General features: G+C 43.9%; 17 protein-coding genes. 4 read left to right on the top strand and 13 right to left on the bottom strand.

The window, feature by feature from the left end:
* Positions 1-84: 84 nt before the first annotated feature.
* The 12 genes from BQ7394_RS10465 to BQ7394_RS10410 all read right to left on the bottom strand — a co-directional run bounded on the left by BQ7394_RS10465 (position 85) and on the right by BQ7394_RS10410 (position 13,887).
* Entirely contained in the window at positions 85-858 is a 774-nt protein-coding gene (locus BQ7394_RS10465; protein WP_075557386.1) for a DUF4469 domain-containing protein, read from the bottom strand.
* A 704-nt stretch (positions 859-1,562) separates the two neighbouring features.
* Positions 1,563-2,456, bottom strand: a complete 894-nt coding sequence (gene dapA, locus BQ7394_RS10460) for a 4-hydroxy-tetrahydrodipicolinate synthase (protein ID WP_075557385.1) — start codon at positions 2,454-2,456, stop codon at positions 1,563-1,565.
* Between the two features lie 53 nt (positions 2,457-2,509).
* Positions 2,510-3,028 (bottom strand): DUF6913 domain-containing protein, encoded by a 519-nt coding sequence (locus BQ7394_RS10455; RefSeq protein WP_075557384.1) that lies wholly within the window; start codon positions 3,026-3,028, stop codon positions 2,510-2,512.
* The gene (gene ligA / locus BQ7394_RS10450) at positions 3,025-5,019 is read right to left on the bottom strand and encodes an NAD-dependent DNA ligase LigA (protein WP_075557383.1); all 1,995 of its coding nucleotides are present in this window, start codon (positions 5,017-5,019) and stop codon (positions 3,025-3,027) included. The genes BQ7394_RS10455 and ligA overlap by 4 nt, the downstream gene beginning before the upstream one ends.
* 87 nt (positions 5,020-5,106) lie before the next feature.
* Positions 5,107-6,009, bottom strand: coding sequence for a PCMD domain-containing protein (locus BQ7394_RS10445; RefSeq protein WP_235848829.1), 903 nt, complete (start codon positions 6,007-6,009; stop codon positions 5,107-5,109).
* Between the two features lie 84 nt (positions 6,010-6,093).
* On the bottom strand, positions 6,094-7,197 hold the full coding sequence (locus BQ7394_RS10440) for a sulfotransferase family protein (RefSeq protein ID WP_075557381.1): 1,104 nt from the start codon (positions 7,195-7,197) through the stop codon (positions 6,094-6,096).
* A gap of 3 nt (positions 7,198-7,200) precedes the next feature.
* Positions 7,201-8,664: a sulfate adenylyltransferase subunit CysN gene (gene cysN / locus BQ7394_RS10435; RefSeq protein ID WP_075557380.1), complete on the bottom strand. Its 1,464-nt coding sequence runs from the start codon at positions 8,662-8,664 to the stop codon at positions 7,201-7,203.
* Between the two features lie 10 nt (positions 8,665-8,674).
* The gene (cysD, locus tag BQ7394_RS10430) at positions 8,675-9,586 is read right to left on the bottom strand and encodes a sulfate adenylyltransferase subunit CysD (protein WP_199715384.1); all 912 of its coding nucleotides are present in this window, start codon (positions 9,584-9,586) and stop codon (positions 8,675-8,677) included.
* Positions 9,587-9,614: 28 nt separating this feature from the next.
* The gene (gene cysC / locus BQ7394_RS10425) at positions 9,615-10,223 is read right to left on the bottom strand and encodes an adenylyl-sulfate kinase (RefSeq protein WP_075557379.1); all 609 of its coding nucleotides are present in this window, start codon (positions 10,221-10,223) and stop codon (positions 9,615-9,617) included.
* An 18-nt stretch (positions 10,224-10,241) separates the two neighbouring features.
* The gene (locus tag BQ7394_RS10420) at positions 10,242-11,795 is read right to left on the bottom strand and encodes an SLC13 family permease (RefSeq protein ID WP_075557378.1); all 1,554 of its coding nucleotides are present in this window, start codon (positions 11,793-11,795) and stop codon (positions 10,242-10,244) included.
* Positions 11,796-11,899: 104 nt separating this feature from the next.
* Positions 11,900-12,724, bottom strand: a complete 825-nt coding sequence (gene cysQ, locus BQ7394_RS10415) for a 3'(2'),5'-bisphosphate nucleotidase CysQ (RefSeq protein WP_075557377.1) — start codon at positions 12,722-12,724, stop codon at positions 11,900-11,902.
* A gap of 104 nt (positions 12,725-12,828) precedes the next feature.
* Entirely contained in the window at positions 12,829-13,887 is a 1,059-nt protein-coding gene (locus BQ7394_RS10410; RefSeq protein WP_075557376.1) for a DUF362 domain-containing protein, read from the bottom strand.
* 290 nt (positions 13,888-14,177) lie between these two features.
* Between BQ7394_RS10410 and BQ7394_RS10405 the strand changes: the two genes are divergently transcribed.
* Together BQ7394_RS10405 and BQ7394_RS10400 are read left to right on the top strand one after the other, a co-directional pair.
* The gene (locus BQ7394_RS10405) at positions 14,178-15,374 is read left to right on the top strand and encodes a DUF4272 domain-containing protein (protein WP_075557375.1); all 1,197 of its coding nucleotides are present in this window, start codon (positions 14,178-14,180) and stop codon (positions 15,372-15,374) included.
* A 34-nt stretch (positions 15,375-15,408) separates the two neighbouring features.
* A complete protein-coding gene (locus tag BQ7394_RS10400) occupies positions 15,409-16,467 on the top strand; it encodes a Gfo/Idh/MocA family oxidoreductase (RefSeq protein ID WP_075557374.1) in 1,059 nt (352 codons plus the stop codon).
* A gap of 38 nt (positions 16,468-16,505) precedes the next feature.
* Here BQ7394_RS10400 and BQ7394_RS26625 read toward each other — a convergent pair whose 3' ends face one another.
* On the bottom strand, positions 16,506-16,652 hold the full coding sequence (locus BQ7394_RS26625) for a hypothetical protein (protein WP_394333695.1): 147 nt from the start codon (positions 16,650-16,652) through the stop codon (positions 16,506-16,508).
* A gap of 177 nt (positions 16,653-16,829) precedes the next feature.
* On the opposite strand from BQ7394_RS26625, the gene glyA reads away from it, so the two are divergent.
* Together glyA and BQ7394_RS10390 are read left to right on the top strand one after the other, a co-directional pair.
* The gene (glyA, locus tag BQ7394_RS10395) at positions 16,830-18,110 is read left to right on the top strand and encodes a serine hydroxymethyltransferase (protein WP_075557373.1); all 1,281 of its coding nucleotides are present in this window, start codon (positions 16,830-16,832) and stop codon (positions 18,108-18,110) included.
* 172 nt (positions 18,111-18,282) lie between these two features.
* Positions 18,283-20,631 (top strand): family 20 glycosylhydrolase, encoded by a 2,349-nt coding sequence (locus BQ7394_RS10390; protein WP_075557372.1) that lies wholly within the window; start codon positions 18,283-18,285, stop codon positions 20,629-20,631.
* The last annotated feature ends 145 nt before the right edge of the window (positions 20,632-20,776 follow it).

Here is a 20,776-nt window from a genome sequence, read left to right as displayed (position 1 = left end):
TTCCGGTCGGGAACGTACTAAGGTTCCCGACCGGAACGTTATAAGGTACCACACCGGAACGTGGTAAGGTTCCCTGGTGGAACATTAAACGACCGTAATAATATGCGGATATTCGTGAGTGCGAGGTTCCTTTGTCAAATGTTTATTACTACTGCCGGCCTGTGTGCAGATACTGATTTTCCATTTACCGGCCGTAACTTCGGCAGGCAATGTGAATTGTAATTTTGAAGGAGTATTGGGATAGACATCGGCAGGAGGTATCATTACTTCATTAGCCGCCAGACTCTCGATAACGGGGCGGTCGTCTCCGGAACTATCGTCAACCGGGGTAAAGACGATCCCCACCGAAGGATCATCACCTCGTAAAGCAATGTTGAGCCCTTGTATCAATACCATACTTCCGAGATTCAATGTATTGGCAACCTGTTTGGTTGGATTCATAACACTTTGAAGAACCGGTTTACCGGAGCTAACCTCTTTGTGAACTTCAACAGTCAAGCTGCCGACACCTTCACGGGCCTTTACTCCTTGTGTTAAATTAATTGAAATATTTAATCGGTCAGCCGAAACAGGATGTCCCAGGTCATAATCGTAAACAATACCCTGAATGCTCAGAGAAGCTTGAAAAAGATCGGTAACAACGTTATATCCTTCAAGAACGGCTAAAATGCATTCATTCAGGAAAAGTGTGACAAAAGAAGTACCATTGACATTTTTAGTTGCTATCTCTTTATCGGCCAATCGTTTAATAATATCTTCCGTGTAAAGTGTACCTCTAACTTCGGGAGTCAGGTAATGATCATTCGTTACATCCTTAGTTAACAAATTCTCGTGGGCGAACGCTTTAATTACAGCCATAACATATTAGTTTTAAGAGATTTAATATTAATACTCGTTCCAAAAGGAATGACTAGATTAATCGTTCCTTTTTTCTAGTCATGTTTTCTGAGGTAGGCCGGAATTTTCCATAAAATCGACTGATGCATAGAACAAATTGAGTCTGAGAACAATATTCTTTAAATTAAAGCTTGGTTTAATAAAAATATTTCATACATTTGATGACTAGAAAAAAGGAACGTTTTTACTAGCCACTCACCAGTCTTAAGATGTTTTTCATGGCTTATTTATGAACAATATCAGACTTACCAAGAGATTTTCTCATTAACAAACCTCTCATCTAATTATTTAATATTAAATAATCACATTAACCAAAGGATTCATTTTGTACAGTTTGAATATCGTTTTTCAGTTTCTTGACATCAACATAGAATGAAGTCTGTATTTACGTTCCAAATATTGAAATAGCTTAAAAACACAAAATTAGACACAAGTTATTTGGTAGCAAAAGACAAATAAATTATCTTTGAAGCAAAGTTCATCACTCATTTGAGCGAAGGAAATCGAAAAGCGCTTGACCTGGATGTTTGGCGCTTTTTGCATTAGATTAACTAATAAAAGCGATGCTACCAAAGTATATATTTGGCTTCATCGCTTATTTTATTTATAAGATTATATCCCTTTCACTCTTACTTAGAGCGGAGATATTCAATGTATACAACTAACTAGCATTTAATACTCAATTCGCGCAACACATCACGGATCTTTTCGAACGTCGTGATACGTGTCGGAACCAGCGGCAAACGTAATTTATTTTCAATGAATCCCATTGCATTCAACATACTCTTTGCTCCGGCAGGGTTACCGTCTACAAACAGCAGTTCGAATAATTCGGTGAAGCGATGGTGAATGGTGCGGGCATGATCGTAATCTCCAGCCAATGCCAGACGAACCATACGGCTGAATTCACGCGGGAAAGCATTTCCGATAACAGAGATAACCCCAATCGCACCTAAAGTGATCAAAGGGAAAGTGATGCCGTCATCACCGGAAATAACATTGAAGTTAGCCGGTTTATTCTTGATAATGTCATCCATCTGGGTAATGTTGCCGGATGCTTCTTTCACTGCTACCACATTCTTAAATTCGCGGGCAATGCGGAGGGTGGTGGCTGCAGTCATATTCACACCTGTTCTTCCCGGTACATTATATAATACGATCGGAAGTTTGGTAGCTTCTGCAATGGCTTTGTAATGCTGATAGATACCTTCCTGGGAAGGCTTATTATAATAAGGCACGACAGACAGGATCGCGTCGATACCATCGAAATTATCATTCTTTAATTTCTCTACGATGGAACGGGTACAATTACCACCGACACCCAGGACAATAGGGATACGGCCATTGACCTTAGTTACAACGAGGCTGATTATTTTCTTTTTTTCATCTTCAGTGAGAGTTGGCGTTTCCGCAGTAGTTCCTAACACGACCAGGTAATCGGTCCCGTTCTGCACCTGATAGTCTACCAGTCTGCTTAACGCTTCATAATCCACACTTTCGTCTTCCTTAAAGGGAGTGATCAGTGCCACACCCATTCCTTTTAAATTTATGTCTGCCATGGGGAAAATATTCCTTTTTTGTTATTTAGCACTGCAAAAATAACGAATTTATATCATTTAGAACGGATTGTCTGCAAATAAAATAAGATATGTCCGAATATATGCTTAATATCAGCATCTTCTGTCACAGAAATAGTGAGATCGTACAAGTCTAATTCGCTGCTTCGCGCTCCGACTTTAAATGTCCCGGGGTGTTGCAACAGCAGATATTGCATCACATAGTTATCACCCCGGGTGAGATCGATAAGAATATCGGCATTGCGGGTACAAAATTTCTTTTGTATTTCATTCTTAGGGATATACCACATATCCAGATCGGTCTTTCCGCGTATGACAGTGTATGCCGGATCCATTTCAGGAACCGTATCTCCTGCCACATAGACACAAACATCGATCTGTTTATGCAACATGCGTAATGTTTCAAGGCATGGCTCGACAATATCGCGGTCTTCCGCATTGAACAGGACAAGGATATGACGGGCCTCTTTCAGCGTACAGAAATGACTCTGACGTTTGGGAGCGCCAGCCAGATCTTTTACTTTCTTTCGGATAAAATGGTTCGTCAGTCTCATTCTGCTAACATATTTAGGAATTCGTTTTCGTTGATGATCTTTACGCCCAGTTTGGCAGCTTTTTCCAGTTTAGCCGGTCCCATGTTTTCTCCGGCCAGGATATAATCAGTCTTTCCGGAAACGGAACCACTGTTCTTTCCGCCATGTTGTTCGATCATCGCTTTATATTCGTCACGCGAATGCTGAGTGAATGTTCCGCTGATCACAATAGACAATCCTTTCAGTTTGTCCGAGCGGTTTGCCAGTACTTCTTCGGCTACCGTCATTTGCAAACCATATTCTTCCAGACGGGCTACCAATGTACGGTTTTCCTCGTCGGCGAAATAATCTACCACACTGCGGGCGATACGCTCCCCTATTTCATCTACTTCCGTAAGCGTTTCCAAAGAGGCCTCTTCCAGTTGTTTCATGGAATGGAAAGCGGATGCCAGACGCTTGGCTACGGTTTCACCAACATAACGGATTCCCAGTCCGAAAAGTACACGTTCGAAAGGAACCTGTTTAGATTCTTCGAGGCTGACCATCAGGTTACGGGCACTTTTCTCCGCCCAGCGTTCCAGACGCAGCAGATCGGGAACCTGCAAGGTGTACAGGTCGGCCACATTCTTTATGAGACCGGCATTGAACAAGTCTTCCACCGTTTCCGGGCCGATATTTATATTCATGGCACGCCGGGTAACGAAATGTTCGATACGGCCTTTTATCTGCGGAGGGCAACCCGATTCGTTCGGACAATAGTGGGCTGCTTCCCCTTCCGGACGATAAAGCGGTGTACCGCATTCGGGACAAGTCTTGATAAAAGTAACCTTTGCTCCCAGTAACATAGAGCGCGAATCTACATCCACGCCAACTATTTTAGGGATGATCTCCCCTCCTTTTTCTACATAGACATTATCCCCCAGATGCAAATCCAGCCCTTCGATAATATCGGCATTATGCAAGGAGGCACGTTTTACGGTTGTTCCGGCCAGCAATACCGGTTCCAGGTTAGCCACCGGAGTAACCGCCCCTGTACGTCCAACCTGGAAGGAAACGGAGTTCAAGCGGGTAACGGCACGCTCGGCCTGAAATTTATAAGCAATAGCCCAACGCGGACTCTTGGCTGTAAATCCTAAGTTTTTCTGCTGACGGAGTGAGTTTACCTTTAAAACAATACCATCCGTAGCAACCGGTAAGTTCTTTCGCTCTGCATCCCAATAAGCGATATAGTCGAAAATATCCTGCAGGCTGTTACATTTACGGATAACATCCGGTATTTTAAATCCCCAGGTGCGGGCGATCTGTAAGTTTTCGTAATGTCCGTCTGCCGGAAGTTGTTCTCCTAACAGATAATAGAAGTAAGCATCCAGTTTACGGGAAGCCACAATAGCCGGATTCTGTTGTTTCAAGGTTCCTGATGCGGCATTACGCGGATTGGCGAAAAGAGGCTCTTCCTGTTCCTCTCTTTCCTTATTCAGGCGATCGAACTCCGCCCAGGGAAGCAGGATCTCCCCACGTATCTCAAAGTTAGCCGGATAATTGTCGCCACGCAACTTCAAAGGGACGGAACGGATCGTTTTTACATTTGCCGTGACATCGTCGCCACGGGTTCCATCACCACGGGTAACGGCACGTACCAGGCGACCGCTTTCGTAGATCAACGAGATAGAAGTGCCGTCGTATTTCAGTTCGGCAACGATTTCGAAAGGCTCGTTCAAAGCACGTTCCGTCCGCTCGTAGAAATCACGTATTTCTTCTTCAGAATAGGTATTTCCTAAAGATAGCATCGGGTATTGATGCACCACCTGTTCAAATTCTTTCGAAAGGTCGCTTCCTACCCGTTGCGTCGGCGAATGCGGATCGGCAAATTCAGGATTGGCCTCTTCCAATGCCTGCAACTCTTTCATCTTCTCATCAAACTCGCGGTCTGATATAGTCGGTGTGGAAAGCACATAATAATTATAATTATGTTGTTCCAGTTCATCACGAAGTGCTTTAATCTTTGCCTCCATATAAAAAAGTTGACAGTTGACAGTTGATAGTTGACAAATAAAACAGCTTGGAGAACTGTCAATTGTCACTTGTCAACTGTCAACTGATTAATATATCAGTTTTACATTATCAATCCAGAACGTATTACCCGGTGAGCCGATATAGGCACCGCCATGGCTGGATGTGAATTGCAACACGATATGTGTCGGTTCCTCTCCTTCTTCTGCCCAGCCGATCTCCTGAATGGGAACACTTTTTCCCTGACTGTTCAGCGTATAACGTTCTTCAACCTGTATGCACATATAAGGTTTGTAATCGGGATGGGAAGTTATATTACCGTAAAGGATCGGATAAGTAGCGTCGTTTACCCAACCGTCTGTCGACGATACATAACGTTGCACCATTGTTCCTACCCGTTTGGCATATACATTTCCTTCCTTATCTTCCCAACGTTTCTGTAAGAACAGAATAGCTGCGATCGAGTCCTGTCCGGCCACTTTCGACTTACGGCTGAATCCTGTACTACGGATACGTTCTTTCTCCGGCGCCGCCTTGATCTTATAATCGAAACGGATCGCTTCCGGTTTCTTGGTGAAAGGAACGCCGCTACCCAGCATACTTTGCGGGTTCTTCGTTCCTTTGATCGGCTCGTGTACCGCTCCCAGGAATACGGAACCGGCAGCTACGACCTCGATATCGACCAAACCTAATACTTTCACACTTTCCATACGTGTCTCCAGGCGTGCACACCATCCATCTCCTCTCCTTTCCGGAAAAACAGATGTATTGGTCTTTACTACTCCGGCCACCTTTGCCATTACGTTCGAGTTAGCCCACGGAGAACCGCCCCGGTTACGATAAGCAACATTGCCGACAATTGTATCGGTCGGTCCCAACTCATACAGGTGTTTCTTATTTCCACCAATGATTCCCGACTCCTGGATTTCACGAACAACCCATTGATCCATATCGCCGAAAGCAAAAGGTACGACCTTTTCCTGCCCGGTCATGGAAGACAGCTGGCTGCCTGCAAACAAAAATAACAATATATTCTTTATATAATTCATAAGCTTTGCTTAAAAGTTGAAAGAATATTATAAAGAGTATCCCCACTCCTTGAGAGCCATGCCCCAGTTTTTTTCGACAATCTGCACGGTACGGTCGTCGTATTTGTACTGGTTCTTTTTATATCCCTTTTTCTTACCCAGATATTTCTCAATCTCGGCTTTAGACGATTCGAATCCCGGCAGGTTCAGTTTACGATAGATATCTTCAGTCATTGCATAAGCATCCTGTTCGAAATCTTCAAACTTCACTTCCACCAGGTTTCCTTCAGGGATCAACCCTTTCTGTTCTTCAAATTTATAGAACAAGCGGCGATATACTTCAATAAGATTACTTTCAATCTGTTCATTAGTGATGTCTTGCAAACGAAGCGGCTGTATTGTATTTGTAAAGAAACTGCGCGTACTTTCAAATACGGTATAAGGATTACGCTTCAAATAAATAAACTTGGCATTCGGAAACATTTCCAGCAACGTTTTTACGCGTCCGGTATGCGGCGGGTTCTTACTCAGGAACTGTGAACCGTGTGTATTCCAAAGCGATATCTTGACAAGTTTCAGGAAGGTTTCCTTAAACACTTCCAGTTCCTGTTCGGTCGTATTGTCAAACAACAGATACCGGTCGCAATATTCCAACATATGTTTAGGGAAGAACCAGAAGTTATAATAAGTATACGGCATCATGTTAGCCAGGGCAAACTCTTCTTCCTGCGGAAGATCGACCTTCAACTCCATATTGTCGGTCGGACGTTTGTCGGGCATCAGGAATGACATATTCTTCTTAAAGAAAGGTTGTCCCCAAAGCATCAGGTTCGGGAATACCGTCTGATAGGTGGTGTTGTATCCGAAATGCTTGTCGCACGAAAACACATTGTGGACGAAGGTGGTTCCGCTACGCCAGTGACCCAGTATGAATACCGGGTCCATTTCCAGCGGTTTGTCCGCAATCTTACGGTAACGGATATCTTCTAAAGGTTGCAGTAAACTGAGCAGACGGCAAACCGACTTGGTCAGATAATACTTGTTGCGAAAACCTTTGTCGATCGTTTTGTTGGCTGTCACAGCCTTAAAAGTCTTCCAATCCGCTCCTACCAGCGTGTTGATCGGTAATTTATCAAACTCCATCAACCCCATAATTTACTCTTTATCTGTTATACATTTTACAGGAACGCCCTGGCGCTCCAACTCTTTACATATTGTGCGAACAACATCGTAATGTTCTTTGCCTATTCCCAGTTCAGGAAGGTTCAATACGGCAAGGGCATCTTCTGTTACCATATCTTTTGCATCCACACGGTCGATAATCATTCCGACAGCCGATGTGTTATTGGTGATCGGGTCAATCAGGATAAACGCACCTGTCTGCTTATTCTTCTGATACGGGTCAAACATCAGTTCCTTACCCGTTGTAAAGACAACACGAGCAATTTCGTTCAGTTTCATCGGTATCGTTTCCTGTGTCAACTGTCCATTCTCAACCGACAACTGTTCCATAGTATTGACATTCACCTTATAACGGATACTGTCTACACGGGCACGAGTCAGGTTCGTCGTATGCTTGATGTAGAACTGCTTGGACATATCCATCGGCTCTTCATCCATCCATACCAACATGGACTCGAAGTTACGGTCTTCTATCGGCAGATTATCCGGGTGCACCAGCATTTCGCCACGGGAAACATCGATCTCGTCTTCCAGGGTGATGGTAACACACTGGGGAGGGAAAGCATAATCCAGTTCACCGTCATAGGTAACGATGCTTTTGACTTTGGATGTCTTACGTGAAGGCAACGCCATCACTGTATCTCCCTTACGGATGATACCGCTGGATACCTTACCGCAGAAACCACGGAAGTCCAGGTTCGGACGCAACACATACTGTACCGGATAGCGAAAATCCTCGAAGTTACGATCCTGGTCGATGGGAACCGTTTCAAGGAAGTCGAGCAAAGAAGGGCCATCGTACCAGGGGGTACGGTCACTCTTATCCACCACATTATCTCCATCCAGTGCAGAAAGCGGGATGTAAGTAATATCCGAGATATTCAACGGAGCAACAAACTCCTTATAGTCGGCTACGATCCGATCGAATACCTCTTTGTCGAAATCGACCAGGTCCATCTTGTTTACTGCCAATACCACATGCTTGATACCCAATAGGGATACCAGATAGGTATGGCGGCGGGTCTGTGTAATCACGCCTGTACGGGCATCCACCAAGATAATCGCCAAGTTAGCAGTCGAACCGCCGGTAATCATGTTTCGCGTATACTGCTCGTGTCCCGGAGTATCGGCAATGATGAATTTACGGTTGTTCGTGCTGAAGTAGCGGTAAGCTACATCGATCGTGATCCCCTGCTCGCGTTCCGCTTTCAGACCGTCGAGCAGTAATGCATAGTCAATATGATCGCCGGCATTCCCCATACGCTTACTATCGCGTTCAAGAGCATCCAGCTGATCTTCATATAACTTTTTACTATCAAACAAAAGACGTCCGATCAATGTCGATTTACCATCGTCTACCGAACCGGCAGTAAGGAAACGGAGCAAGTCTTTTTGTTCGTCCTTATCCAGGAACTCTTTTATATTTAATGTTGACATATTCTTCTAATTAAAAATATCCTTCTCTCTTTTTCTGTTCCATGCTGGCATCCTGGTCGAAATCGATCACACGGGTAGTGCGTTCGCTCTTGGTGGTTGTCATCATTTCTTCCACGATCTTCTCGATTGTATCGGCCTCACTGTCTACGGCTCCGGTCAGGGGCCAACAGCCTAGCGTACGGAAACGTACCATGCGCATCTTGATCTGATCGCGATACTGTTCCGGCAGACGGTCGTCGTCGGCCATAATCAGGTTACCATCCAGTTCTACGATAGGACGTTCTTTTGCATAATACAACGGAACGATAGGAATGTTTTCCAGACGAATATATTGCCAAATATCCAGCTCTGTCCAGTTTGACAAAGGAAATACACGGATACTTTCGCCTTTGTGAACACGGGCATTATAAATATCCCATAATTCCGGACGCTGGTTCTTCGGATCCCACTGGTGGAATTTATCACGGAAAGAGTAGATACGTTCTTTGGCACGGCTCTTTTCCTCGTCGCGACGGGCTCCGCCGAAAGCGGCATCGAACTTGTATTTATCGAGGGCATGCAATAAAGCCTGTGTCTTCATCAGGTCGGTATGCACCTTGCTACCATGTGTAAAAGGCCCGACACCAGCGTGAAAGGCCTCCATATTGGATTCGACGATCAGGTTCCATCCGAATTTCTTTGCATATTCATCACGGAACTGCACCATTTCCTTAAACTTCCATTTGGAGTCGATATGCATCAATGGAAACGGTACTTTGCCCGGAGCAAAGGCCTTTTCAGCCAACCGGACCATCACCGATGAGTCTTTACCGATAGAATAAAGCATTACAGGATTTTCAAATTCAGCAGCAACCTCCCGTATGATATGGATGGATTCTGCTTCCAGTTCCTGTAAATGGCTTAATTTGTAGTCTGACATAATTATATTTGTTATTATTTATATTTCCTTCTTAAACCCTCACTTTGGGTAAAATCAATTCCAACAACTTGTTTACCGACTCTTCCAGGCTCAACACGGACGTATCCAGCGACAAAGCCGGATGTTCCGGAGCTTCGAACGGAGCCGAAACGCCTGTAAAGTCTTTTATTTCTCCCTTACGAGCTTTAGCATACAGCCCTTTCACATCACGCCGTTCGCATTCTTCGATCGGTGTGTTCACATAAATTTCGAGGAAATTTTCTTTTCCGATAATAGATGAAGCCATCTCCCTTAATTCGTTGTTCGGACTGATAAAAGCCGCTATTGTTATAACACCCGTATCAATAAATAGTTTGCTTACCTCGGCTATGCGACGGATATTCTCCACACGGTCTTCGGCAGAAAAACCGAGGTTGTTATTGATACCGCTACGGATATTATCACCGTCCAGAATACGGCACAATAATCCGCGCTGGTGTAACTCACGCTCCAACGCAATGGCAACAGTACTTTTACCGGAACCACTGAGTCCCGTAAACCAGACCATCACACTACGCTGTTTCAAAAGAGTTTCCTTATCCTCCCTGCCCATCATTCTGTCAAAGATCGGATATATGTTATTCGTTTGTGTATTACTCATTATAAATTACCCCTTTAATTAGAATTTCCAGATCATTGGAATTACAAATACAGATATCAGGAAAGTGATCAGGTTCAGCGGCAGACCTATCCTTACAAAGTCGGTAAACTTATAGCTACCGATACCTTGTACGATCAGGTTCGTCTGATAACCGATCGGCGAACTGAAGCTGGCCGAAGCCGCCATACAGATCACAACAAAGAACGGAGTCGGATTTACTCCTAATTGTGTGGCTACCGATAATGCAATCGGGAAGCTTAAAGCGGCTGCCGCATTGTTCGTTATCAATTCCGTAAATATATTTGTAATAATAAATATAATTGCTAGTAATGCGTAAGGTCCGAAACTATCGGCCATATTGATAATATAGCTGGCCACCAACGCTGCAAAACCGGAGTTTTCCATTGCTTTACTGATCGCAAAAGCACAAGCAATCGTGATCAGAATATCCCACGAAATATATTTGGTATACTTTTTAGGCGGGAATATCTTTGTCCAGGCCATAATAATAGTTGTGATGCAGACAAAGAAAAACATATCCAGTCTCATATCTGGGATAGCCTCCTTCACGACCGGCAGTTCTCCGACTGTTGCGCCTACGATCATAAAGATCAATAGTCCCAGTGCCAGCCAACGTTTTCCTTTCGATACGGGTTCCGTATTTTCACTACCATTGGCAAGCATAAGGAAAACACTTGATTCTCCCCAGGTCGGGATAAATGAATCGTCTGCCCAAAGCACCAACGTATCCCCTTCGTGTAGGGTCACTTTATCCAGATCGTGTGTGAATCGTTCGCCCCCACTCTTCACTTCCTTTACGATAGCACCATAATGGCGTGCAAAGTTAAATTCACCTAATGTCTTATTGATACCGGGGAAACGGGAACCCAATACAGCCTCCACACGATGCAAATTTCCAGGTCCTTCTTCTTCCCCTTCATCGACATAATTATCCTGACGGGAATCGGGAAGCAGCTTATTTGAAAAGGCAAACAGGTAAAGAATACCCGCTATGGCGATAAAAATACCGACCTTTCCAAGCTCAAACATTGTAAACCCTTCATACCCGGCATCTATAACCATACCATGTACTACCAGATTGGTCGAAGTTCCGATCAATGTACAAATACCACCTAATATAGTAACATAAGAAAGGGGAATAAGGAATTTAGTAGCAGGAAGTTTTACCGTTTCGGCCCAACGCTTGATAATCGGGGCAAAAATCACAACTACCGGTGTATTGTTCAGGAAAGCGGATATAAAAGCAATAGAAGGCAACATACGTACCTGTGCTTTCAGCACTGTGGTCTTACCTTCCGGAAGAAGTTTCTTGATTACCTGCCCTAAAGCACCACTCTGACGGATACCTTCACTCACCAAAAAGAGCATGGCTACGGTTATCATACCTTTATTACTAAACCCTTCCAACATCTCTTTGGGACTTAATATACCTGCCACCAAGAATAATACTACTACAGAAAGCAGTATCATTCCCGGTCGCATCTTATCCCATATTAACGCCGCAACCATACCGGCCAGGGCTAGTAATACAAATAATATTTCAAAATTCATGCGTTCCTAATCTGTCTAGTTTTTCAGATAAGGTGCAAATGTAATAAGAAAATTAACGTTATTCGTACGCCAATGTGCTATTTTAATCTTATTGACCAAAATAATCAGGATATGGAAGAAAGGGGTTTTACGATAAACCAAGGGTTGTGTAAATCTTCCTTATTGTATTTCAACGGCGTTCGGCCATCGATATGAAAAACATCACATCCCGCCCCTTTAGCAATAGCATGTCCGGCTGCTGTATCCCATTCCATTGTCGGTGCAAAACGAGGATATATATCCGCGCTTCCTTCTGCAACCAGACAGATTTTTAAGCTACTACCGCTACTGATTAGCGTAACTGGCTTTCCCTGCTTTCTCAAATTTTCTATGAAATCCGTTGTTTCCGGACTCTGATGAGAACGAGAAGCAACAACAACAATACCCTGATGCCCCATAGAGACAGGTAAGCGAATTCCCTTTTGTATGATCTCATCCATAGAGGGCTGATGGTCACAATCTACAGCCAGCTTATAAGCCCCTAAAGAATCGGTAGAGAAATACAATTCTTTCCGTACCGGAACATAGATCACTCCTAAAATAGGCACTCCTTTTTGGATCAAAGCGATATTTACCGTAAACTCACCATTTTTTTTGATAAACTCCTTGGTCCCATCCAACGGATCGACCAGCCAGAATGTTTCCCAGGAAGAACGTTCAGCATAAGGAATATCTTTTCCTTCCTCACTCAACACTGGATACGGACTTACGGAAAGAACATTCACGATCAACTTATGAGCTGCTTTGTCTGCTTTTGTCAGCGGAGAATTATCAGCTTTGCGTTCAATCTCAAAATCAGATGCAGGATCTGTATAAATATCCATGATAGCTTTACCGGCATCTATTGCTGCCCGGATAGCAATGTAAAGATAGTTCGAATAGTTCATCATCACTCATATCTATTTAGTTTCTGAATATACAAATATAATGTTTTTTTCATACAAATCAGTTCTGAGCCGAATTATTTCAAGCTATCTCTTTCGGATAACCGTTTTTATGTATCCAGCATAACCAAATTATACTTCTGACTACCGATCCCGATTGCTTCCGCATGTTCGAGTGTATGAATGCCGTGACGTGATTCCATGCGTTCGATCAAATGGCTACGTCCTTCATCGGGAGAGTTGTACACCCTATCTACACAAGCTTTATCCAAAGCTACCGGATCGAGTGAGGCCAGAATACCTATATCCGCCATTTGGGGATCAGCCGGGTGCGAGTCGCAATCGCAATCTACCGAAAGATTGTTCATCACGCTTATATAAAGAATCTTATCTCCACAATGGTCTACAACCGCTTTAGCAGCTTCAGCCATAGATTCCAGAAAGTCATCCTGTTCAGGAAGATTTCCCCACATCTCGGCTGCATTTCTGGTCTTTCCGGCCGAATGAATCCAGGCTTTCCCCGATGAAGAAGCAATGCCTATCGAAATATTCTTTATCGCTCCACCAAAACCACCCATCGCATGCCCTTTGAAATGAGATAGCACAACTGTGAAATCATAGTTCGCATAATGTGAACCAACAATATCTTCCTTTAGATGCTTCCCTCCCTTGACCGGCAAACTGATCTCTCCTTCCGAATCCATAATATCCACTGGAGCAACAGCTGTAAAGCCATGATCTGCAGCAGCTTTCAAATGATTTTCCGTATCAGAACGGCCACCGGCATAGGCCGTATTGCATTCTATGATAGTGCCATTCACTTTTCGTACCAGATCACCAATAAGTGCCGGTTTCAGATAATTATTTCCACCAGGCTCTCCTGTACTCAGTTTTACTGCAACCTTACCTGACACAGGACGCTCAAGCGCCTCATAAATACGTAACAAACTCCCGGAAGAAATTTCGGTTAACATATAAACCGTTGAAGCCTCGGCTGCCCCTCCACTGGTCGAACCTTCATTATTATCAGGTTCTTTGTCTCGCCCACTATTGGCCGAACAAGCAGCCAACGGAACCAAATTAGAAGCCAATAAGAAACCTCCGGCTGCTACTGAAGATTTAATAAAACTACGCCGTGTTACCTGTGATACCTTTCTTTTTTCACTCATAATAATACTATTTGTTTATGCTACAAATATATCTGGTTCCAGACAAACGATTAGTATACATTTTACAGATAAATATACCAGAATTACAGATTTGTTCTTAATGTGAAACAACTGAATTCTGTGCATTTGCCGGCATGCGTTTTTGTTTTCGTATTCAGAGTTTGTTTATCATCTTCCGGAGGCCAAAGGTAAACTTTTCACCCATATCAATTATAAAGTACATCTTTATTTTCTTATTTTTGTCCGAAACAACACCCCGGCATCATAACCGGATAAAAAATTATAGAATCATGGAAAAAGCGAATATCACGCTATACACAGTTATCGGTGATCCCAGACGTATTGCGACAGCCATTCAGGACCGTTACAAAGAAATGACCAAAGAGATCACATCAGAAAACGGAAATATCATCCTGACACTCCTGGATGACTCGAACATCACATTCAATATCAGCCACCAACTAGACAAAGCAGATTTCATTGCCTCCCACACAGCCGGTATGGCTAATTATTTTTCTTCTGCAGAAACGCCACTGGTAGAACTGAAAGAAAATGTGCTACGCCAGATTCGCGTCTTCAATTGTATAACCGGCATTACATTCGATATAGAAGACAACGAGGACCGGACAAACTATATTATCAACTGTTTATTTGCCATAGCCAACGACGTAAACGGCTTCCTGCTTTATCCCAGCATGCAGATATACACTAAGGAAGGTAAGCTGTTATTCTCCATTCAGGGAGAAAGTCAGTTGACAGAATTCATTCCGATAGGCAATGCCGATCTACTGGACGGCAACCGCCCCGAAGAGTCTGAAGCCGATACGGAAAGACGCCTTCGTTCTATCTCGCAACTTAAAAAGAAAGATATTCCCTATATGGAACATTTACGTAGTGAGGCGCTAGAAAGCGAAGTCCAGTTGAAAAGCCGGGAAGAGATGGTGAAGCGAGCGACGGCTCTGTTTGCGGTTGCTGTTTACTCCGAAGTAATATTATCCGAAGACTCAGACCGGGAAAAAGCACTCTTCTACTTTAATAAGATGAATGAGTTGTACGGTGTTAAGTCATATCTGACAGAGAAAGAAACAGCCTATATCGATGATTCGGAACCGGAACAGCAAACCTGTATTCAATTCGTTTGGCGCTACGAATGTTGCGGAGTATTGCTTTGGGCAGCCGGAGTCGTTGACGACCTTTCGTACCCATCGGAGATAATCGACGTACCTGTCCTGGCTGCAATCTTCTGGCAACACAAAGGATTACAGGATTTGTTGTCTAAAGGATACTCGCGCCCGGAAACAGAAATACTGGATGCGGCAGACCTGACATTGCGTTATGATTGGGCTTGTGTGGATGCACGTATTCATGGCAAAGAAACTCCTGGTGGCCTTGATAGCGGAATTGTCGTAGAACGTCATTATGCTTTCAACTGGATTATCGGAGCGAACAGCGGCGCCGACTGGGATGACATCCAACCGAATACTTGATAAACTTTTGTTTCAAATAATCTCTTAGTAAGATATGAATAAGATCAAAACAGGATTAGCTGCTTACGGAATGTCGGGGCAGGTATTTCATGCTCCATTCATAAATGCCAACCCGCATTTTGAATTGACGGCTATCTCCGAGCGCAGCAAGGATCTGGCTAAAGAACGTTATCCACAGGCACGTATCGTTCGTAGTTTCGACGAACTGCTTACAGTGGATGACCTGGAACTGATCGTGATAAACACGCCAGACAGTTCTCATTACGAATATGCACGCCGGGCATTGGAAGCCGGAAAGAATGTACTTGTAGAAAAGCCGTTCACAACAACCGTAGAACAGGCAAACGAGCTGGTTGCCCTTGCCGCAGAAAAGAAACTAAGCCTGAGTGTCTACCAGAATCGAAGGTGGGATAGTGATTTCCTGACAATCAAAGAAATATTACATAAAAACCTATTAGGACATCTGGTTGAATTCGAATCCACTTTCCCTCGTTTCCGCAATTTCATCAAGCCGGGGACATGGAAAGAAACAGGGGAAGCCGGAGGAGGCATAACATATAATCTCGGAGCACATCTGATCGATCAGGCTGTACAATTGTTCGGTGTGCCGGAAGCTGTATTTGCTGATATCGCGATTTTACGTGAAGGTGGCATGGTAGACGATTATTTCATCATTCATCTGCTTCGTCCTTCCCTGGCTCCAAACATAAAGATAACACTTAAAGCCAGCTACCTGATGTGTGAACGTGAGCCGAGGTTTGTGCTTCACGGAACAAATGGTTCGTTTGTAAAATATGGGCTCGACAGGCAGGAAGCGGATCTGACGGATGGGCTCACGCCCGATATGCCTCATTGGGGTGAAGAAGAAAAAGAACTGTGGGGATTACTTCATACAGACAATAACGGCGTGGATGTAAGGGAGAAATATCCAAGCCTCCCCGGAGACTACAATGCTTTGTACGAAAATATTTACCAGCATATCAGGAATGGCATGCCTTTGTTAAGCGATGCACGGGAAGTGGTAGATGTGATCCGTTTGATTGAAGCAGCCTGGGAAAGCAGCAGATCAGGAAAAGTAATTAAGCTGTTCTAGTGAAAGTATCATATATTGTGATAATTTATTCTCACATATTATGCGAATATGTTATCACAATATATGACAAAATCCTCCACAGCCATACATGCCATTTCACCAGCTCCTTTCAAGCCATCCACCAAACGTGACATCTGGCTGTACTGATTGAAAAACTGTTCATCATCATACTTATTCTCCTTCATAAATCCTCTTTTTTACTGTTTTGGCAAAGGTAATCCAAAAACAGGCTCTTTAGCTGCAAGTTGCAATTATATTTTGACAACAATCTAGCCATTTATATAGATTTTTATCGTAAATTTGCGACGATTCTCTCATTTTAATAAGCAGAGAACTCATTGCAATAACCAATTTTACATGTAATGAAACAAGACAAGATCATTTTCGACATCATTGAGAAAGAACATCAGCGCCAGTTGAAAGGTATCGAGCTGATTGCTTCTGAAAACTTTGTGAGCGACCAGGTGATGCAAGCCATGGGAAGCTGTCTGACCAACAAATACGCCGAAGGTTATCCCGGTAAGCGTTATTATGGAGGTTGTGAAGTTGTAGACCAGAGCGAAACCATCGCTATCGAACGGTTGAAACAAATCTTCAATGCTGAATGGGCAAACGTTCAGCCGCACTCAGGGGCACAGGCTAATGCAGCCGTATTCCTGGCAGTACTTAATCCAGGGGATACATTCCTCGGCTTAAACCTGTCACATGGTGGTCACCTTTCTCATGGTTCTCCAGTAAACAGTTCAGGTATTTTATATAGAGCTACAGAATATAACGTTAAAGAAGACACCGGACGTGTAGACTACGACCAGATGGAAGAAGTTGCACTACGTGAAAAACCTCGTTTGATCGTAGGTGGCGGTTCTGCTTACTCACGCGAGTGGGACTACAAACGTATGCGCGAAATCGCCAACAAAGTAGGTGCTCTGTTGATGATCGACATGGCTCACCCTGCCGGCCTTATTGCAGCTGGTTTGCTGAACAATCCACTGGAATATGCTCATATCGTAACATCAACCACCCATAAGACTTTACGTGGTCCGCGTGGTGGTATCATCCTTTTAGGCAAAGATTTCGAAAACCCATGGGGAAAAAAGACTCCGAAAGGCGAGATCAAGAAAATGTCTCAATTACTGGACTCAGCTGTATTCCCAGGTATCCAGGGAGGTCCGCTGGAACACGTGATCGCTGCTAAAGCCGTTGCTTTCGGTGAAGCGCTGGAGCCGGAATACAAAACATATCAGGCTCAGGTTAAAGCTAATGCAGCTGCGATGGCGAAAGCTTTTATCGATAAAGGCTATAAGATCATTTCCGATGGTACGGACAATCATAGCATGCTGATCGACCTGCGCAAGAAGTTCCCGGAACTGACAGGTAAGGTTGCAGAAAAAGCATTGGTTGCAGCTGACATCACAGTAAATAAAAACATGGTTCCGTTCGACAGTCGTTCGGCTTTCCAGACTTCAGGTATCCGTGTCGGTACTCCGGCTATCACTACCCGTGGTGCCAAAGAACCGCTGATGGCTGAAATCGTGGAATTGATCGATACAGTTCTTTCTGCACCTGAATGTGATAAAACAATCACTGCTGTTCGCGAAAAAGTAAACAGCATCATGAAAGAATACCCTATCTTCGCATGGTAAAAACACATTGTATAGGGGCTGCCTAAAACACAGCTCCTATACATTATATTATATACATACCGTATAAGCGGCACAAATTTCTGTTTAACCGGCATAAATACCGGGACGACCGCTAGGGCCGCCCCTACGAAAAACAAAATACACAATTATCAATAAACTTATCATTTAAAACATGAAGAAGCTCGTTTCAATGTGTGCAGGCGCAGCACTATGTATTCTTGCGTCATGCAGTGAAGGGCCTACAAAGCAGATGCCTTACAACCAGGGTATCAATGTAATTCCCGTACCTGTAAGTCTGACTCAGAACGAAGGAGTCTTTAAAATCGGCAAAAACATGGCTTTCCAGGCTTCCACTCCGGAAGCAAAGATTGTTGCTGAATTTTTTGCATCTAAAATGAACCTGGCCACAGGTTATCAGGTAACAGTCGGAGATAAAGAAGTCTCTAATGGCATTTCTTTAATTATCGACGAATCACTGGATGTAAACAACGAAGGTTATACACTCGACGTGACTGCTAATGGTGCAATTGTAAAAGCTAAAACTCCGCAGGGATTATTCTACGGTATGCAAACATTCATGCAATTATTACCCGCAGAAATCGAAAGCCCGGTTGTTGTAAACGGTATTGCATGGACTACTCCATGTGTATCCGTAAAAGACGAACCGCGTTTCGAATACCGTGGCTTTATGCTTGACCCCTGCCGCCATTTTATTCCGGTTGAAAACGTAAAGAAACAGATCGACGCATTGTCTTTATTCAAAATCAACACAATGCACTGGCATTTAACAGATGACCAGGGCTGGCGCGTTGAAATCAAGAAATATCCGAAACTGACTGAAATCGGTTCGAAACGTATCGAAGGCGAAGGAACTGAATACGGAGGCTTCTACACCCAGGAAGAGATCAAGGAAGTTGTGAAATATGCAGCCGACCGTTTCATCACTGTTATTCCTGAACTGGAACTGCCGGGACACGAAATGGCTGCTATCGCAGCTTATCCCGAACTGTCTTGCCGTGGCGAACAAGGCTCTCCGCGTATCATCTGGGGTGTTGAAGACATCGTAATGTGTGCCGGCAAGGAAGAACCGTTCAAATTCCTGGAAGATGTAATCGACGAACTGGCCCCGATGTTCCCGAGCGAATACTTCCATATCGGTGGCGACGAATGTCCGAAGATCAGCTGGAAAGCCTGCCCGCTCTGCCAGAAACGCATCCAGGCAGAAGGTCTGAAAGCTACGAAGGAACACAGTGCTGAAGAACGCTTGCAGAGCTACTTCGTTCAACGCATGGAAAAATATCTGGCTGAAAAGCACGGCAAGAAGATTATCGGATGGGACGAAATCCTGGAAGGTGGTCTGGCTCCGAGCGCAACAGTTATGTCATGGCGTGGTGAAGAAGGCGGTATCGCCGCTGCTAATATGGGACATGATGTGATCATGACTCCGGGAAGTGCTGGTATGTATCTCGACCAATATCAAGGAGATGCAAAGATCGAACCGGTAACTATCGGTGGATACGCTACGATAGAGAAAGTTTATAACTATAATCCGGTTCCCGACACATTGGTTACAACAGGTAAAGCTCAGCATATTAAAGGCGTTCAATGCAACAACTGGTCTGAATACATGTATAATACAGATTTGATGGAATATCGTATGTATCCGCGTATGCTTGCTTTGTCTGAAATCGGATGGAGTCCGCTTAACCGCAAAGACTACAAGGATTTCGAACGCAGACTGGATAACGCACTGGTTCGTCTGGATGCACACAATATCAACTATCATATCCCGCAACCGGAACAGCCGAACGGTTCTTCCAATTTTGTAGCGTTCACAGATAAAGTATCTCTTGAGTTTAAGACTACACGTCCTATCAAGATGGTATATACAATCGACGGAACAGAACCGACTGCTGAATCAACCGTTTACTCTGCTCCTATCGAATTCACTGAATCCGGCATACTGAAGATCCGTTCTGTTTTACCTTCCGGTAAAATGAGCAAGACTCGTACGATCACAGTGGAAAAACAGGCATTGGCTCCGGCTAAAGAAGTCGCTAAGACAACTCCGGGACTGGAAATGCAGGTGACTGACGGTATGTTCCTTGAATCATCCAAACTGGCTGACATTAAGGAATGGAAGAAATCTACAATGAAAGATCTTCGCGAACTTACTACTGTTGTTAAGAGCAGCGAATCTATGAGAGGCGTAAAACAATATGCCGCTATTGCAACCGGTTATGTAAATATCCCGGAAGATGGCGTTTATTATATTTCTTCCGACAACGAAGAAGTTTGGATCGATGGCAAACTGCTTATCAACAATGGCGGTGAAGTGAAACGTTTCTCACGTCACGACACATCTGTTGCATTAGCTGCCGGTTTACACGAAATCAAAGTTGTATTCCTTGGACACATCATTGGTGGCTGGCCTTCTAACTGGAATGACGGAAGCGTGAAACTACGCAAAGCAGATGCAGATAAATTCACTCGCATTACTCCGGAAATGCTGGTACATTAATTGGAAATTGCTTCTTACGCCTAAGAAACCCCTTTCAAACGTTTAAAGTGGGTTTCCTGGGTGTAAGAAAGCTGTTCTAAACGGTGAAAGTTCATTTCTTAGGTCTAGGAAATGAACTTTCATCGTTTAAAAGCCATTTCCTTGA

This window comes from Parabacteroides timonensis, assembly GCF_900128505.1.
In the GTDB taxonomy this organism is placed as follows: Bacteria; Bacteroidota; Bacteroidia; order Bacteroidales; family Tannerellaceae; genus Parabacteroides; species Parabacteroides timonensis.
This window is presented reverse-complemented; position numbering and strand designations above follow the sequence as displayed.

What these genes read in the sequence shown, in the direction of transcription:
- BQ7394_RS10405 (WP_075557375.1), top strand. Translation starts at nt 14,178, where the DNA reads ATGGAAAAAGCGAATATCACGCTATACACAGTTATCGGTGATCCCAGA.
- BQ7394_RS10400 (WP_075557374.1), top strand. Translation starts at nt 15,409, where the DNA reads ATGAATAAGATCAAAACAGGATTAGCTGCTTACGGAATGTCGGGGCAG.
- ligA (WP_075557383.1), bottom strand. Translation starts at nt 5,019, where the DNA reads ATGGAGGCAAAGATTAAAGCACTTCGTGATGAACTGGAACAACATAAT.
- cysN (WP_075557380.1), bottom strand. Translation starts at nt 8,664, where the DNA reads ATGTCAACATTAAATATAAAAGAGTTCCTGGATAAGGACGAACAAAAA.
- BQ7394_RS10440 (WP_075557381.1), bottom strand. Translation starts at nt 7,197, where the DNA reads ATGGGGTTGATGGAGTTTGATAAATTACCGATCAACACGCTGGTAGGA.
- BQ7394_RS10390 (WP_075557372.1), top strand. Translation starts at nt 18,283, where the DNA reads ATGAAGAAGCTCGTTTCAATGTGTGCAGGCGCAGCACTATGTATTCTT.
- cysQ (WP_075557377.1), bottom strand. Translation starts at nt 12,724, where the DNA reads ATGATGAACTATTCGAACTATCTTTACATTGCTATCCGGGCAGCAATA.
- BQ7394_RS10465 (WP_075557386.1), bottom strand. Translation starts at nt 858, where the DNA reads ATGGCTGTAATTAAAGCGTTCGCCCACGAGAATTTGTTAACTAAGGAT.
- BQ7394_RS10420 (WP_075557378.1), bottom strand. Translation starts at nt 11,795, where the DNA reads ATGAATTTTGAAATATTATTTGTATTACTAGCCCTGGCCGGTATGGTT.
- BQ7394_RS10445 (WP_235848829.1), bottom strand. Translation starts at nt 6,009, where the DNA reads ATGACCGGGCAGGAAAAGGTCGTACCTTTTGCTTTCGGCGATATGGAT.
- BQ7394_RS26625 (WP_394333695.1), bottom strand. Translation starts at nt 16,652, where the DNA reads ATGAAGGAGAATAAGTATGATGATGAACAGTTTTTCAATCAGTACAGC.
- BQ7394_RS10410 (WP_075557376.1), bottom strand. Translation starts at nt 13,887, where the DNA reads ATGAGTGAAAAAAGAAAGGTATCACAGGTAACACGGCGTAGTTTTATT.
- BQ7394_RS10455 (WP_075557384.1), bottom strand. Translation starts at nt 3,028, where the DNA reads ATGAGACTGACGAACCATTTTATCCGAAAGAAAGTAAAAGATCTGGCT.
- dapA (WP_075557385.1), bottom strand. Translation starts at nt 2,456, where the DNA reads ATGGCAGACATAAATTTAAAAGGAATGGGTGTGGCACTGATCACTCCC.
- cysC (WP_075557379.1), bottom strand. Translation starts at nt 10,223, where the DNA reads ATGAGTAATACACAAACGAATAACATATATCCGATCTTTGACAGAATG.
- glyA (WP_075557373.1), top strand. Translation starts at nt 16,830, where the DNA reads ATGAAACAAGACAAGATCATTTTCGACATCATTGAGAAAGAACATCAG.